Annotated in this window: 14 protein-coding genes; 2 read left to right on the forward strand and 12 right to left on the reverse strand. The window is 73.3% G+C overall.

What is annotated here, in order from left to right:
• Positions 1 to 14: 14 nt before the first annotated feature.
• From WBK50_RS19005 to WBK50_RS19040, 8 genes are all read right to left on the reverse strand, one after another.
• Positions 15 to 635, reverse strand: coding sequence for an Rv1733c family protein (locus WBK50_RS19005; protein ID WP_341336902.1), 621 nt, complete (start codon positions 633 to 635; stop codon positions 15 to 17).
• 129 nt (positions 636 to 764) lie between these two features.
• Positions 765 to 1289 carry a hypothetical protein gene (locus tag WBK50_RS19010; RefSeq protein ID WP_341336903.1) on the reverse strand — a complete coding sequence of 175 codons (525 nt, stop codon included), beginning with the start codon at positions 1287 to 1289 and terminating at the stop codon, positions 765 to 767.
• Positions 1290 to 1601: 312 nt separating this feature from the next.
• A complete protein-coding gene (locus WBK50_RS19015) occupies positions 1602 to 2339 on the reverse strand; it encodes a L,D-transpeptidase (protein ID WP_341339439.1) in 738 nt (245 codons plus the stop codon).
• Positions 2321 to 4003 carry an alpha-amylase family protein gene (locus WBK50_RS19020; protein ID WP_341336905.1) on the reverse strand — a complete coding sequence of 561 codons (1683 nt, stop codon included), beginning with the start codon at positions 4001 to 4003 and terminating at the stop codon, positions 2321 to 2323. The genes WBK50_RS19015 and WBK50_RS19020 overlap by 19 nt, the downstream gene beginning before the upstream one ends.
• A 177-nt stretch (positions 4004 to 4180) precedes the next feature.
• Positions 4181 to 6442, reverse strand: coding sequence for a catalase/peroxidase HPI (gene katG / locus WBK50_RS19025; RefSeq protein WP_341336906.1), 2262 nt, complete (start codon positions 6440 to 6442; stop codon positions 4181 to 4183).
• Between the two features lie 79 nt (positions 6443 to 6521).
• Entirely contained in the window at positions 6522 to 6956 is a 435-nt protein-coding gene (locus WBK50_RS19030; protein ID WP_341336907.1) for a Fur family transcriptional regulator, read from the reverse strand.
• 112 nt (positions 6957 to 7068) lie between these two features.
• Positions 7069 to 8850, reverse strand: a complete 1782-nt coding sequence (locus WBK50_RS19035; protein ID WP_341336908.1) for a gamma-glutamyltransferase family protein — start codon at positions 8848 to 8850, stop codon at positions 7069 to 7071.
• Between the two features lie 85 nt (positions 8851 to 8935).
• On the reverse strand, positions 8936 to 9514 hold the full coding sequence (locus WBK50_RS19040; RefSeq protein ID WP_341336909.1) for a hypothetical protein: 579 nt from the start codon (positions 9512 to 9514) through the stop codon (positions 8936 to 8938).
• 244 nt (positions 9515 to 9758) lie between these two features.
• On the opposite strand from WBK50_RS19040, the gene WBK50_RS19045 reads away from it, so the two are divergent.
• Positions 9759 to 10232, forward strand: coding sequence for a hypothetical protein (locus tag WBK50_RS19045; RefSeq protein WP_341336910.1), 474 nt, complete (start codon positions 9759 to 9761; stop codon positions 10230 to 10232).
• Between the two features lie 24 nt (positions 10233 to 10256).
• Here WBK50_RS19045 and WBK50_RS19050 read toward each other — a convergent pair whose 3' ends face one another.
• On the reverse strand, positions 10257 to 10790 hold the full coding sequence (locus WBK50_RS19050) for a bifunctional nuclease family protein (protein ID WP_341336911.1): 534 nt from the start codon (positions 10788 to 10790) through the stop codon (positions 10257 to 10259).
• A 151-nt stretch (positions 10791 to 10941) separates the two neighbouring features.
• On the opposite strand from WBK50_RS19050, the gene WBK50_RS19055 reads away from it, so the two are divergent.
• Complete coding sequence (locus WBK50_RS19055) at positions 10942 to 11082, forward strand: hypothetical protein (protein WP_341336912.1); 141 nt, start codon at positions 10942 to 10944, stop codon at positions 11080 to 11082.
• Positions 11083 to 11135: 53 nt separating this feature from the next.
• Here WBK50_RS19055 and WBK50_RS19060 read toward each other — a convergent pair whose 3' ends face one another.
• The 3 genes from WBK50_RS19060 to WBK50_RS19070 all read right to left on the reverse strand — a co-directional run bounded on the left by WBK50_RS19060 (position 11136) and on the right by WBK50_RS19070 (position 15335).
• Entirely contained in the window at positions 11136 to 13649 is a 2514-nt protein-coding gene (locus WBK50_RS19060; RefSeq protein WP_445942281.1) for an ATP-dependent Clp protease ATP-binding subunit, read from the reverse strand.
• A gap of 62 nt (positions 13650 to 13711) precedes the next feature.
• The gene (locus tag WBK50_RS19065) at positions 13712 to 14287 is read right to left on the reverse strand and encodes a type 1 glutamine amidotransferase domain-containing protein (protein WP_341336913.1); all 576 of its coding nucleotides are present in this window, start codon (positions 14285 to 14287) and stop codon (positions 13712 to 13714) included.
• Between the two features lie 37 nt (positions 14288 to 14324).
• Positions 14325 to 15335, reverse strand: a complete 1011-nt coding sequence (locus WBK50_RS19070) for an LLM class F420-dependent oxidoreductase (protein ID WP_341336914.1) — start codon at positions 15333 to 15335, stop codon at positions 14325 to 14327.
• Between the last annotated feature and the right edge of the window lie 29 nt (positions 15336 to 15364).

The raw sequence follows: 15364 nt of genomic DNA on the forward strand, positions 1-15364 counted from the left end.
AGGACAGACCCTCGTCAGCGGTCGGCGCCGTGCCCGCGGCGTCCGGACCACCGTGGCTCGACCCGTTCCCACTCCCGGGTCCAGTTCCGGTCGTTCGCCGATGCGGTGCACCGGACCGTCGCGCCCCACAGCACCCGCAGCAGGCCGAGCCCGCAGAGCAGCGCCAGGACGCCGGCGGACCAGCCCACCAGCGTCGCCTCGTCGGCGCTCATCGGGCGCCCGGCCGGCTCGCCGTCCTCGCCGATCCAGAGCTCCACGCCGCTCCCGGCGCGGGCGCCGTCCGGCGCGGGGACGAGGCCGGTGTGCTCACGCCCGCTCGCGTCGGTCCATCGGGCGGGAGCGGGGGCACGCGCGGCGCCGGCCGGGCGGTCCGCGGAGGCCGGGGGCGGGTCCGCGGTCAGCACCGCGGTCACGACGCTGCGGTGCGCGGCCTCGTACTCGACGCGCTCGAGGAGCGCGCCGTGCGTCCCGACCCCCAGCACGACGGACGCCACCGCGGCGGCCATCCCGAGCAGGATCACGACCAGGGCCACGACCTCCTCGACCCGGTCGGTGGTGCGCCGCGGCAGGCGGGCGCTCCTCGACGGGTCGCGGTCCTTCGACGGGTCGCGGCGAGGCGGCTCGGCCTGGGTCACGGTTCTTGACTCGTCAAGGGCACCCCGCGCCGTTAACGGCCGGCGGCGCCCGGCCCGGCAGGTGCCCCGAACGACCGGACGCCGGCGCACCCCGGAAGGGTGCCCCGGCGTCCGGTCGGGCGGGTGCGGTCAGCCGGTGACGGGCAGGCTGTACTCGGTCACCGCCGGCTTCGGCGCCTCCGGGTGACCGGTGGCGGGCTCCGGGATCCGAGTGGGCTCGGTCTTCTCGTCGGCCGGGCCGCAGGTCGCGGAGCCGACGGTGAGCGACAGCACCGAGCCGCCGGCCGGCAGGAGCGCCGTCAGGTCCTCGACCGTCTTCGCGTCGGCCAGCTTCGGCAGGTGCAGCGCGCCGGCGAGGTCCGGGAGCGCACCCCGGGTCTTCTCGTCGAGCGCGGCCTTCGGGTCCTTGCCCGCGGTGACCAGGTCCAGCGTCAGCCCGGTGTAGGTCGACGTGCCGTCGCGGTGCTCGTCGCGCTGGTTCAGCGTGAGCTTCAGCAGCGGTGAGGCGGGAATGACGAGGCTCGGCGCGGGCGTCTCCGGCAGCGCGACGCCGAGCACCGATCCGTCGACGATCTGCAGGCCGCCGTCCCCGTCCTCGCACCAGGTGCGCAGGAGCTTGGCCTTGAGCAGGCCGCCGACCTCCAGGTCCGCCACCGAGCTTCTCCGCGGAGTGCTCGTCCGCCTCCGCGGTCACGAGCCGGACGGAGAACGGGGCGTCCTTGAGGCTCCCGTCGGTGCCGACCAGCTCGTCGGACGCCTTCTCACCGTCGTACTCGACGTACGGCACGGCGGGAAGGCTCGCGACGGGGCTGTCCACCTTGATCCCGAACGCGTTCGACGGCCGGGGGCCGTCCGCTGCCGAGGCCGTTGCGGTCCCCAGGAGCAGCACCGCCGCGGTGGTGGCCGCGCCGACCGCGGCCGCTCCCGCACCCGCCCACTTCGAGGTCTTCACGCGACTGGTCTCCTTCATGCTTCGTCGATCCGGACGAGGGTGCCGAGCGGCACGCTCGTGAGGGTGGTGAGGGCGTCGGCCGGCACCCGGATGCAGCCGTCGCTCGTGGCGGTGCCGAACACGTCGGCGGTCGGCCAGGTGTGGATGGCGACGGTGCCCGGGCCGCCACCGAAGGTGTCGTGCGTGGGGCTGTGCGTGCCCAGCGGCAGGATCACCGGGGAGTACTTCTGCTTCGCGTCGCTGAACGCGCCGAGCAGGAAGGTGCGTCCGGTCGGCGTGGGGGCCGAGGCCTTGCCGATGCCGACCGTCCAGCGGTCGACCCGCTGCCCGTTGCGCAGCAGCTCGAGGGTCATCGACCCGAGGTGCACGTCGATCACGTAGGGCGAGACGGCGGTCTCGAGGTCCGCGGCCGGCAGCCACCCCGTCGACGAGCTGGGCCGCGACGGGAGCAGGACCTGCACCCAGCCGCTCTGCTCACCGATCACCGGGAGCCAGGTGTCGCCGATCTGTGTCGCGGGCATGCGGGCGATCGGCGTGCCGCCCGGGGCGTCGTGGACCACGGTCTCCGTCACCGGGTGCACGACCCGGCCGTCCGTGGCCGCACCCGGGGACGGGTCCGCCGGGGCACCGTCGATCGTGGTGAAGGTGGTGCTCTCCGGCAGCGACGCGACGTCGACGGCGGCGGTGGCACCTACCGAGGGGCTGTTCGCCGGCGCCGGCGACCCCCCGCCGGTCAGCAGCCCTGCACCCAGGACGAGCGCGAGGACCGCGGCAACACCCGCCGCGGCCCAGCCGACGAGTGCCGCCCGCCCCCGTCGCGGGCGGCCCTGCTCTGCGTCGTGCGGCGGGGCCGGCCGCACCGTGGAATGGCTCGCCATCTACCGGCCCCCCGTTCGGAGGTCACCGGTACGCGTCCGGAGGAAGATCGTGTGCACGTTCGGTAGAACGATGACCTCACGAACAGGTGACGCGGGGTGGACGGATGACCCCACCGCGTTGCGACGGGCGGCTCATCCGGAGCGACGGACGGCCGAATCCGCCGTCCGGCGATCGGAGGCCGTTCCGAGGCAACCACCCACGGTGAACCGATCAGTCCCCGACGACGACCCAGCCGTGCGGGCCGAGCCCGGCCTTCCCCTCGTGCAGGCCGCCGGGCCCGGCCAGCACCTCGGCCGCGCCCGGGACCGGGAAGCTCGGCAGGCTGCTCGTCGAGGTTGAGGGCCAGGCGCAGCCGCCGGGTGCCGTCGGCGCTGCGGCTCTCGAGCACGGCGCGGGTGTTCTGCAACTCGACGGCGGTGGTGCGGGCCGTGTGCAGCCACGGGTGGCGGCGGCGCAGCCCGATCAGCTCCTGGTGCACGTAGAAGATTGGCATCCCGAGCTCGGAGAGCGACTCCGGCCCGTCGACCGGGAACTCGGGGCGGATCTGGTCGTCCCCGCCGGCGCGTTCCTCCTTGACGCCGCGGTAGGCCTGCTCGTCCCCGTAGTAGACGGCCGGGGTGCCGGCGACGGTGAACAGCACCGCCAGCGCGTGCGGCAGCAGCTGCTCGGGCAGCGCACTCGCGAGGCGGGTGACGTCGTGGTTCCCGACGAACGTCATCGGCACGAAGGTCTCGAGGAACTCGTTGTGCCGTTTCAGGTTCCAGTCCAGCTCGAAGAGGTTCCCGTCGGCGAGCGCGTTCCGGATCGAACTCCACAGCTCGTACTGGGTCACGGCATCGACGCCGCTCGCCTCCACGAAGGCCGGGTAGTCGCCGTGGATCACCTCGCCGACGACGTAGACGTCCGGGTGCTTCTCCCGCACCCGCGGCAACACCCGCGCCCAGAACGCCTCGGGCACCGCGTAGGCCGCGTCGAGCCGCCAGCCGTCGGCGCCCGCGTCGAGCCAGTGGTTCATGACCTCGACGACGTGGTCCACCACGGCCGGTGAGTCGTGGTTGAGCGCGACGAGCTCCGAGTGGCCCTCGAAGTCCCCGTAGCCCGGCTCCGTCCCCGGGCCCGCGCCGTCCGGCCAGGTGAGCCGGAACCAGTCCGACTCCGGCGCCGACGGCCCCTGTTCCAGCACCCGCCTGAAGGCCGGGAAGCCCCGCCCGACGTGGTTGAACACTCCGTCGAGCAGCAGCCTCAGGCCACGCCCGTGCGCCGCCTCGACCAGCCGGGCGAACGAGGCCGCGTCGCCCAGACGCGGGTCGATGCGCAGGTGGTCGACGGTGTCGTAACCGTGGGTCTGTGAGGCGAAGATCGGCCCGAGCGCGATCCCGGAGGCCCCGAGCTCGACGGCGTAGTCCAGCCACTCGACGACCCGGTCCAGCCGCTGCCGCACGGGCCCGTCGGGGTCTCCCTGCTGCTCGGCCCCGGTGAAGCCGAGCGGATAGACCTGCCACCAGATCGCGTTCTGCACCCACTCCTCGCTACTCACGACCGAAGTCTCGCAGTAGCGCCGCGTGCCCGCCTGGCGGCGCTCGTGCTCGTGGTCACGCTGGTATGGGGCACCACACCTGGACCGGCCCGTCGCGGAAGCACGGTCCGCATCACAGCGACGGACGCCCCGGCCCACCGCGGGGGGCGGCGGACCGGGGCGTCGTCGGACGGTGGGTCAGCGCAGGTCGAACCGGTCCAGGTTCATGACCTTGTCCCAGGCCTTGACGAAGTCACGGACGAACTTCTCCTTGGCGTCGTCGGCGGAGTACACCTCGACGATGCCGCGCAGGATCGAGTTCGAGCCGAAGACCAGGTCGACCGCGGTGGCGGTGCGCACCACGGTGCCCTGGGCGTCGCGCGCCTCGTAGACGCCCTCGTCGTCGACCGACGTGCTCCACTCGACCCCGAGGTCGAGCAGGTTGCGGAAGAAGTCCTGCGACAGGACGCCCGGGCGGTCGGTGAAGACGCCGTGCTGCGTGCCGCCGGTGTTCGCGCCCAGCACGCGCAGGCCACCGACCAGGACGGTCAGCTCCTTCGCGGTGAGCTCGAGCATGTACGCGCGGTCGACGAGCAGCGTCTCCGGCGCCAGCTTCACGTCCGGCTCGATCCAGTTGCGGAACCCGTCGGCGCGCGGCTCGAGGTACTGGAACGTGTCGACGTCGGTCTGCTCCTGCGAGGCGTCGGTGCGGCCGGGGCTGAACGGCACGGTGACGTCCACCCCCGCGTCCGCGGCGGCCTTCTCCACGGCCGCGCAGCCGGCCAGCACGATGGTGTCGGCGATCGAGACGGGCTTGCCGAACGCGGCGCGGACCTCCTCGAGCTTCGCGATGACCTCCTGCGTGCCGGCGTTGACCGCCCAGCTCGCCTGCGGCTCGAGGCGCAGCCGGCCGCCGTTCGCGCCGCCGCGCTTGTCGGTGCCGCGGTAGGACGCGGCGGCCGACCAGGCGGTGTGCACGAGCTGCGGGACCGTCAGGCCCGAGGCGAGGATCTGCTTCTTGAGCTCGGCGGCGTCGGACTCGGACAGCAGCTCGTGCTCGACCGGCGGAACCGGGTCCTGCCAGAGCAGCTCCTCCTGCGGCACCCAGGGGCCGAGGTAGCGCGACACCGGGCCCATGTCGCGGTGCAGGAGCTTGAACCAGGCCCGGCGGTAGGCCTCGGCGAACTCCTCGGGGTTGTCGCGGAACCGCTCGGAGATCCTGCGGTACTCCGGGTCGGCGAGCAGCGAGAGGTCGCTCGTCGCCATCATGGGCGGGTTCTTCTTGCCCTCGATGTGCGCGTCGGGGACGAGCTCCTGGCCCTCGGCCTCCTTGGGCTTCCACTGCTTGGCGCCCGCCGGGCTCTGGGTGAGCTCCCACTCGAAGCCGAACAGCATGTCCCAGAAGCCGTTGTCCCACTTCGTGGGGTTCGGGGTCCAGGCGCCCTCGAGGCCGCTGGTGACGGTGTCGGCGCCCTTACCGGTGCCGTTCTGGTTCTTCCAGCCGAGGCCGCCGGAGAACACCGGGCAGCCCTCCGGCTCCGGGCCGACGAGGTCCGGGTTCCCGGCGCCGTGCGCCTTGCCGAAGGTGTGGCCGCCGGCGATGAGGGCGACGGTCTCCTCGTCGTTCATCGCCATCCGGCCGAAGGTCACGCGGATGTCGTGGGCCGTCGCGACCGGGTCCGCCTCGCCCTTCGCGCCCTCCGGGTTGACGTAGATCAGGCCCATGGTGACGGCGCCGAGGGCGCCCTCGAGCTCGAGCGGGGTGTCGCCGCTGTAGCGCTCGTCGCCGAGCCAGGTGTCCTCCGGACCCCAGAAGACCTCCTCGGGCTGCCACACGTCCTCGCGGCCGAAGGCGAACCCGAAGGTCTCGAAGCCCATGTCCTCGTGGGCCACGTTGCCGGCGAGCACCAGCAGGTCGGCCCAGGACAGGCTGCGGCCGTACTTCTGCTTGACCGGCAGCAGCAGGCGGCGCGCCTTGTCGAGGTTGCCGTTGTCCGGCCAGCTGTTGAGCGGGGCGAAGCGCTGGGCGCCGTCGCCGGCGCCACCGCGGCCGTCGAGCTGGCGGTAGGTACCTGCGGCGTGCCACGACATGCGGATGAACAGCGGGCCGTAGTGGCCCCAGTCGGCGGGCCACCAGTCCTGCGACGTGCGCATGACCTTGACGATGTCGGCCTTGACCGCGTCGAAGTCAAGCTGGGAGACGGCCCTCTTGTAGTCGAAGTCGTCGTCGCCCAGGGGGTCCGAGTCGCGCGAGGTCTTGTTGAGGACGCCGAGGTCGACCTGGTTGGGCCACCAGTCGCGGTTGCTCCGCGGCCGGTCCTCCGGGTGGAAGCTGGGACCGGCGAGGGCCGGGTTCTCGCTCTCGCTGCGGCTCGCGGTGCTGTCGGTGCCCTGCGGGCTCGCGGAGGAGTCGCGGGGCTTCGGGTCGGCCAGGGCCGGGTTCTCGCTCTCGGGGGGCACGTCGGTCCTTCCTCGAAGGGGGACGCCGGTCCCGTGGGACCGGCGACCTGGTGGTGTGTCGGTTGGTGGATGGGTGGGCTCAGCGGCCCGGCGGGGACTGGCAGGCGGGACAGAGGCCCCAGTACACGACCTCGGCCTCGTCGATCCGGAAGCCCGCGTCGTCGGCGGCGGTCAGGCAGGGGGACTCGCCGACGGCGCAGTCGACGTCGCCCACCGCGCCGCACAGACGGCAGACGACGTGGTGGTGGTTGTCGCCCACCCGCGCCTCGTAACGGGCGACCGAACCCGCCGGCTGGAAGCGGCGGACCAGGCCGGCATCGGTGAGGACGCGCAGCACGTCGTACACGGCCTGGTGCGACACCGAGCTGAGCTGCACCCGGGTCGCCGCGATCAGGGTCTCGGTATCGGCGTGCGGGTGGTCGTGCACCGCCGCCAACACGGCCTTGCGGGGCGCGGTGACGCGCAGCGCGGCGTCACGGAGGGAACGTTCGATCTGCGTGCTGCTGCTGTGCACGGGACAAGCTCAACACAGAAGGTGGACTGGATCAAGTCCAGAACAGCGATTGGATCATTCTGGGCCGCCACGAGACCCGAGGCGATTCATCTCACCGGTCTGTCGCGCAGGTCTACCTGCCGACGGCGTAACCCTGCATCCCCCGGGGGTTGGCGCCGGCCGACAGGATCCTCGTCTCCGGGTCCCGTGCGACCGCGCTGATCCGGCCCTCGGACCAGGGGCCGCCGACGGTGACGTCGTGCCCGCGGCGGGTCAGCTCGTCGATCACCACCTCCCCGGTCCGCGACTCGACGACGACGCCGCCCGCGCTCATCGCGCGCGGGTAGAACGAGCTGGGGAAGCTCTCCGTGTGCCAGTTCGGCGCGTCGATCGCGCCCTGCAGGTCCGGCCCGCCGCGCACCGGCTCGCGCAGGGCGACGGCGAGCAGGAAGTGCAGGGTCCACTGGTCCTGCTGGTCCCCGCCGGGCGTCCCGAACGCCATCACCGGCTCGCCGTCGCGGAGCGCGAGGGAGGGGCTGAGTGTGGTCCGCGGGCGCTTGCGGGGTGCCAGCGAGTTCGGCAGGCCGGGCTCCAGCCAGGACATCTGCAGCCGGGTCCCGAGCGGGAAGCCCAGCTCGGGGACGACCGGGTTGGACTGCAGCCAGCCCCCGCTCGGCGTCGCGGAGATCATGTTGCCCCACCGGTCGACGACGTCGACGTGGCAGGTGTCGCCCCGGGTGGCGCCGTCGCGGGCGACGGTCGGCTCCCCCGCACCGGCTCCGGGTGCCACGGTGACCGCCCCGCTCGCCGCGGCGAGGGCCTGCTTGCTCAGCCGCGGTTGCCGCCCGCCCGGGCTACCGGGCTGCAGCTCGTACGAGGCGTGCTCGCCGATCAGGGCGCGGCGCGCCGCGCTGTAGGCGGGATCGAGCAGCGCCTCCAGCGGGACGGGGGCGTCGTCGCCGTACCAGGCCTCGCGGTCCGCCATCGCGAGCTTCGCCCCCTCGACCAGCGTGTGCACGTACTCCGGGGTCCCGTACTCCAGGCCGCCGGGCAGGAGCGCGAGCTGCTGCAGGAACACCGGGCCCTGGCTCCACAGCCCGGGCTTCGCGATCGTCCAGCCGTTCCAGGTGAAGGTCGCCGGCTCCTCGTAGCCGGCTTCGAACCCCGCCATGTCCTCGACCGTGAGGGTGCCCGCGTGTCGATCCCCGGAGGTGTCCATGGTCGGCCGGGCCGCCGCCGCGGCGAGGTGCTCGGCGACGAACCCCTCCCGCCAGACCCGCCGGGCGGCGTCGATCTCGGCTTCCCGGGTTCCCCCCGCGGACTCCGCGAGGAGCCGGCGCCAGGTGGCCGCGAGGGCCGGGTTGCGCAGCAGCGCCCCGGGCCTCGGCGGTGCGCCGCCCGGCAGGTAGACGGCGGCGGAGGTGGTCCACTCCGTCTCGAACAGCTCCCGCACGGCGGACACCGCCGCCCCGACCCGCTCGACGGCCGGATGCCCGTCCTCGGCGTACCCGATGGCGTACCTCAGGACGTCGGCGAGGGACTTCGTGCCGTGGTCCCGCAGCAGGACCAGCCACGCCTCGACGGCGCCGGGCACGGCCGCCGCGAGCGGCCCGGTCCCGGGGACGAGATCCAGGCCCAGGCCCGTGTAGTGCGCGATCGTCGCGCCGGCCGGCGCCGGACCCTGCCCGCAGAGGACCTGCACCCGACCCCCGGCCGGCGCCAGGATGATCGGCAGGTCCCCACCCGGCCCGTTCAGATGCGGTTCGACGACCTGCAGCACGAACCCCGCGGCCACCGCGGCGTCGAACGCGTTGCCGTCGTCCTCGAGGACCGCCATGGCCGTCGAGGAGGCGAGCCAGTGCGTCGACGCGGCCATGCCGAACGTGCCCTGCAGGGTGGGCCGGGTCGTGAACACGGGAGCAGCACCTCCGGTCGTGAGGGCGAGGACACCCGATGATCCCCCACGTCCAGGGCGTCCGCCGGACGCGGGTGGCCCTGCATCAGGGCTTCGCCTTGCTCCCGTCCGGGGCGACGGCGAACCAGGTGCCGTCCGTGCCGTTGCCCGCGGTGGTCGTCAACGAGCCGTCGTCGGCGGCGTTGCGGTAGAGCGGCCAGCCCTTCAGCGTGAGCTGCGCGGAGCCGTCCGCGCGCGTCACCGTGCCGACCGCGGAGTCGTCGACGCCCATCAGGCCGGGGGTCTGCCCGGCCGGCAGCAGGATCGGGACCCAGGAAACCGCGCAGGCGTCCGTGCAGGTGGACGTCGGTGGCGTCGCGCTGTCCGAGTCCGAGCGGAACAGGACGTGCCCGCCGCCGTCGGTGACGACGGTGCCGAGCGGTCCGGTCTGCACGGCCCAGAGCTCGACGGACCCACTCCCACCGCCGTGGTGCATGCCCTCCATCCCGTGCATGCCCTCCATCCCCTGCATGCCCTCCATCCCCTGCATGCCGGGCATGTCATGGCTGGTGGCGGCCGCAGGGGCCGCAGCCGGGGCGACGGGCTCGTTCGCGCACGCCGACAGCACGGTCAGGCCCGCGGCGGTCAGCAGCGCGGCCGCCCACGACCGGTTCCTGCGCGTCATCTCCGGACCGCTCCTCGCCTCGACTGTGGTGCACGAGAACGGTAGGCGGGCGGCTCCCGGAAGCCGGCCAACCTGAGCAACCCCCTCCGCCGGACCCGCCCAACCGCTGTTCGACGGCGACGAACGGGCCCGCGTTGCTCCGTCCGGTCCAGGCTCGACGGCCGGAAGCCGCGCCCGGTCCACAGGAACGCCCACGGGACCCGCGCCTACCCTGGGAAGTCCATCGATCCCGCCAGGAGTGCCCGTGCCGCAGCGCCCCGACCGCTCGTCCCCGAGGAACCGGCGCCTGTCGGACCCGTTCTCCGCGGCCGCCGCGGCCCTGCCGACCGCCGCGACCCGCCCGACGGTGATCGTCGTGCTGCTCGCGATCGCGGCCGTCGTCCAGGCCGGGCTGGCGGTCACGACCTTCGGCGCGGGACCGGTACCGGCCGTCCTCGCCGCGGTGATCGCGCTGGCCGAGGTCGCGCTGGCCGTCATGATCGCGCGCAGGCACAGCCCAGGGCTGGTGCTCGGCGCCGCGGTGGTGGGGATGCTCGGGATCGCCTGCTTCGTGCTGGTCGCGGTGCTGTCGGTGTCCGGGTCGGTCGCGACCGAGGGCTGGGTCGGGCCGTGGGGCATCGGCGCGGCGCTGGCGGACTCGATGGTGGTCCGGATCGCCGCGGTCGTGCTCCGCCGCCCGCCGGCCGCACCCCTGATGGGCGCGCCGAAGCGGACGTAGCCTCGTGGGTCCGCGGTTCGGGGACTACGACGGTTTGTCGAAGTCCTCCGGCGACGCCTGGTCCAGGAACTTCCGGAACGCCTCGACCTCGTCCGGGTCGACGACCGGCTCCCCGGACTCGTCGACCGCGATCTCCTCGTCCGGGTCGTCCTCGACGTTCACCACCGCGAGCTCGGTGGCTCCCGCCGCGAGGACGTCCTCCTCCACGAGGATCGGCAGCTCCAGGTGCAGCGCCAGTGTGACCGCGTCGGTGAGCCGCGAGGACACGGTGACGCCGCGGTCGAGCCGCAGCTCGGCGTGGTAGATGCCGTCCCGGATCTCGGTGATCCGCACCCCCTCGATCCGGTGACCCAGCGCCTCGACGACGTTGCAGATCAACGCGTGGGTCTGCGGGCGTTCGGGCCGGGCGCCGCTGCGTTCCAGCTCGACGGCCTGCGCCTCGGGGATACCGACGGCGATCGGCAGCACTCTCCCCCGGCCGTCGGTCTCCTGCAGGACGAGCAGCGGCCGTGACCCCTGCGGGTCGACGCCCAGTGCCATGACGCGTACCTCGGGCACCGGCCCACCCCCCTTCGCGTTTGATCGCGCGGAGTGCCGGGCACACCGCGCCATGTTCGAGTCGACACCTGACCACGAGTCCGCGTCCGGCGCATCTCGCGATCCCGACCAGGATCCCGCAAAGAGGCACCTGGAGGACACCGTCGACGAGATGGAAGAACGGGCCGTCGGCCACACGGTGGACCAGGTCCGGGACGAGGACGACGCCGAGACCCCTGCCGAGGAGCAGGATCTGGACCCGGACGACAGCGGAACGGGTGCCGGCCGGGGCCCGGGCGCCGAACCCGCCTGACGGCTCGTGCGCGGTGGGTGGTGCGGGGCGCCGCTCACCGCGCACGGCCGACGTCAGCTGCTGCCGGTGACCTGCAGATCCAGCTCCCCGTCCCGCACGTCGACGTGCACCGCGCCGCCGTTCTCGATCTCACCCGAGAGCATGAGCGACGCCAGCCGGTTGTCCAGCTCGCGGCGGATCGTGCGGCGCAGCGGGCGGGCCCCGAACTCCGGCTGGTAGCCGCGCTCGGACAGCAGCGAGATCGCGTCCGGGGTGACGTCCAGCTCGATGTCCCGAGCGGCCAGCCGGGCCCGCACCTCGTCCAGCAGCAGCTCGGTGATCGTGCTCAGCTGCTCGGGCTCCAGGCGCCGGAAGACGATCGTCTCGTCGATCCGGTTGAGGAACTCCGGCCGGAACACCTCGCGCAGCCGCGGCAGCAGGCGTTCCCGCAGTACCGCGTCCTCGCGCGCGCCCTCGTCGGCCTGCCGCTCGGCGGTGGAGCCGAAGCCGAGCGTCGAGCCACGACTGGTGATCAGCTCGGAGCCGACGTTGGACGTCATGATGATCACGGTGTTGCGGAAGTCCACCGTGCGGCCCTGCCCGTCGGTGAGCCGGCCGTCGTCGAGGACCTGCAGCAACGTGTTGAACACGTCCGGATGGGCCTTCTCGATCTCGTCGAGCAGCAGCACCGAGTAGGGACGGCGGCGCACGGCCTCGGTCAGCTCGCCGGACTCGCCGTAGCCGACGTAGCCGGGCGGGGACCCGACCATCCGGGCGACGGTGTGCCGCTCGCCGTACTCGCTCATGTCGAGGCGGATCATCCGGTCCTCCTCGCCGAACAGCGCCACGGCGAGCGCCTTCGCCAGCTCGGTCTTGCCGACCCCCGTCGGCCCGAGGAACAGGAAGCTGCCGAGCGGCCGGTCCGGGTCCGCCAGCCCCGCACGGGACAGCCGGATCGCCTCGGCGACGGCGTGCACCGCCTCGTCCTGCCCGACGACCCGCCTGTGCAGCTCGTCCTCCAGGCGCAGGAGGCGTTCGCGCTCGGTCTCGGTCAGCTGCGACACGGGGATGCCGGTGGACCGGGCCACGACGTCCGCGATCTCCTCGACACCCACCTCCGGAACGCTCCCCGGGCCCCCGCGGGTCGCCACCAGCTCGGCCCGGACCTGCGTGATCTCGTCCCGCAGCTCCACCGCGCGCTCGAACTGCTCGTCCGCGACCGCCTGGTCCTTGTCCCGGATCAGCTGCTCGAGGCGCTGTTCGAGGCCGCGGCGGTCCGTCGACGGCGTGCCCGTGCGCAGCCGCACCCGGGCCCCGGCCTGGTCGACGAGGTCGATGGCCTTGTCCGGCAGGAACCGCTCGGTGATGTACCGGTCGGACATCTCGGCCGCCGCCCGCAGCGCGTCCTCGGTGTAGCGGACCTGGTGGTGGGCCTCGTAGCGGTCGCGCAGGCCACCGAGGATCGCGATCGCGTCCTCGACGCTCGGCTCCGGCACCAGCACGGGCTGGAAGCGACGGGCGAGCGCGGCGTCGGACTCGATGTGGCGGCGGTACTCGTCGACCGTCGTGGCGCCGATGACGTGCAGCTCGCCCCGGGCGAGGGCGGGCTTGAGCATGTTGCCCGCGTCCATGCTGCCACCACCGCCGTTGCCACCGCCCCCGGCGCCGACCATGGTGTGCAGCTCGTCGATGAAGACGATGAGCTCCGCCGAGTGCGCGCGGACCTCCTCGATGACCGAGCGCATGCGCTCCTCGAAGTCGCCCCGGTACCGCGTCCCGGCGACGACACCCGAGAGGTCGAGCTGGACGACGCGACGGTCCTTGAGGGTGTCCGGCACCTCGCCGTCGGCGATGCGCTGGGCGATGCCCTCGACCACGGCGGTCTTGCCGACACCCGCCTCCCCGACGAGCACCGGGTTGTTCTTGGTGCGCCGGGACAGCACCTCGATCGTCTGCTCGATCTCGTCCGCACGGCCGATGACGGGGTCGAGACGGCCGTCGCGGGCGGCGGCCGTGAGGTCCTGGCCGTACTGGTCCAGGGTCGGTGTGCTGCTCGGACCCTGCTGTTCGGGGGCCTGAGCGGGCTGGCCCAGCGTGGCCGCCGCGGGGGTGAACCGCGCCTCGGCGAGCAGCCGTCCGGCCGCGGACTCGTCGTTCGAGGCCAGGGCGAGCAGCAGGTGCTCGGGGCCGATGTAGGTGGCGCCGAGCGAGCGCGAGATCTGGTGTCCGTCGAGCAGCGCGCGCTTCGCCGCGGGCGTCAGGACGGGAGGCCGGCCACCGGACCGGCCGTGCGGCAGGCTCTCCTCGAGCGCCTTGATCACGGTGTCCGGGTCCGTCCCCGCCCTGGTCAGCCACTGCCGGGTGGGGTCGAGCCGGGCCGCGGCGAGCAGCATGTGCGTCGCGTCCAGGTCGGCGTCCCCGCGTTCCATCGCCTCGCGTGCGGCGGCCGCCATGATCTCGCGGGACCCCGCGCTCATCAGGCGGGTCAGGTCGATCCGGTGCGCCGGGCCGCGGGGGTCGTCGGGACCCATGTGCGGGAACTGGTCCCCGGGGTCCGGAGGGCCTCCCGGCCCGAAGAAGCCGGTCACGTGAGTACTCCTCTCACCTCGTGCGCGGGCACGCCGCCGGGCGACGGCGCCCGCGCACGGGTTCAGCTCGTTGCGCCCTCGTCGTGCACCTTGTGCGGACCCTCGGCGAACTCCTCGACGACCTTCGCGCAGAACGCGGGCAGGTCGTCCGGGTTGCGGCTGGAGACGAGTCCTCTGTCGGTGACGACCTCCTCGTCCACCACGGTGCCGCCGGCGTTGCGGATGTCCGTGCGCAGGCTGGGGAACGACGTCAGGGTGCGCCCCCGCACGAGGTCCGCCTCCACGAGCGTCCACGGCCCGTGGCAGATGACGCCGACGGGCTTGCCCGCCGCGAACACGTCCTTGACGAAGGTGAGCACGTCCGCGTCCATGCGGAGCCGGTCCGCGTTGACGGTGCCGCCCGGCAGGAGCAGCGCGTCGTAGTCGTCGGCCGAGACCTTCGACGCGACCTTGTCCACGGGGTAGGTGCCCGCGGGGACGATGTCGCCGTTCATGGCCTGGATCGCGTCGTCGGAGAGGGACACGATCTCCGTCGTGGCGCCCGCGTCCTCCACCGCCTTCCGCGGCTGGGTCAGCTCGACCTCCTCGACACCGTCCGTCGCCAGGATCGCGACGCGCTTTCCGGTCAGGGTGCTCATGCGTTCTCCTCTCGTGGGTCGTGGGGGTGTACCCCGCTCAGCGCTCGCTACGCAGGCCGATCGCCCGGTCCTTGGCCTCGCCGAACTCCTCCCGCAGCGCGGGCAGCAGCTCGTCGCGGGCGAAGTCGCAGAAGGCGGGCTGGGTCTCCCCACCCACCTGGGCGAGAGCGACATGGGTGAACCCCGCGTCGACGAACGGCCGGACCGCCTCGACGTGTGCGGACACGTCCGGCCCGCACGGGAACGCCTGCGCGACGTCCTCCTTCCGCACGAACGAGGTCGCGGCGGCGAACCCGGCGGTCCCGGGCAGCTCGGCGTTGACCTTCCAGCCGCCGGCGAACCAGCGGAACAGCTCGTGCGCCCGATCCACGGCCGTGTCCCGGTCCGGGTCCCAGCTGATCGGCTGCTGGCCGATCTTGGGCAGCTCGACCCCGGCAGCCCGGTCGAAACCCTGCACCAGCGCGGGTTCGGGCTCCACCGCGACCATGGCGTCGCTCACCGGGGCGAAGTGCTCGATCGACTGCGTGCCGGACACCGCGACGGCGATCGGCACGCCGCCCTCCGGGAGGTCCCAGAGCTTCGCCGAGTCCACCCGGTAGTGCCGCCCGACGAAGTTGACGTAGCCGCCCCCGAACAGCTCGCGGATGATCGCCACGGCCTCGTCGAGCATCTCGTGCCGGACGTTCGCCGGCGGCCAGCCCTGCCCGACGACGTGCTCGTTCAGGTTCTCCCCCGCGCCCAGCCCGAGGGTGAACCGGCCGTCGGCGAGCAGGGCGACCGTCGCCGCCTTCTGCGCGACGACGACCGGGTGGTAGCGGATCGTCGGGCACGTCACGTAGGTCATCAGCCCCACCCGCTCGGTGGCCGTGGCGACCGCGCCGAGCACGCTCCAGGCGTACGGCGCGTGCCCCATGGAGTCCAGCCAGGGGAAGTAGTGGTCGCTGATGACCTCGAAGTCGAAGCCGGCCCGTTCCGCGGCGACCGCGTCCGAGACCAGCTCGCGAGGGCCGCGCTGCTCGCAGAGCAGGGTGTATCCGAAAGCCGTCATGGCGGGGGCGGTACCCGCGGCCCCGGCTC

The organism is Pseudonocardia sp. T1-2H, from assembly GCF_038039215.1.
GTDB lineage: Bacteria > Actinomycetota > Actinomycetes > Mycobacteriales > Pseudonocardiaceae > Pseudonocardia.

Bases quoted from the DNA above. Each gene is read 5' to 3' on its own strand.
- WBK50_RS19040 (WP_341336909.1), bottom strand. From the start codon at position 9,514: ATGACGCGCAGGAACCGGTCGTGGGCGGCCGCGCTGCTGACCGCCGCG.
- WBK50_RS19055 (WP_341336912.1), top strand. From the start codon at position 10,942: ATGGAAGAACGGGCCGTCGGCCACACGGTGGACCAGGTCCGGGACGAG.
- WBK50_RS19065 (WP_341336913.1), bottom strand. From the start codon at position 14,287: ATGAGCACCCTGACCGGAAAGCGCGTCGCGATCCTGGCGACGGACGGT.
- WBK50_RS19070 (WP_341336914.1), bottom strand. From the start codon at position 15,335: ATGACGGCTTTCGGATACACCCTGCTCTGCGAGCAGCGCGGCCCTCGC.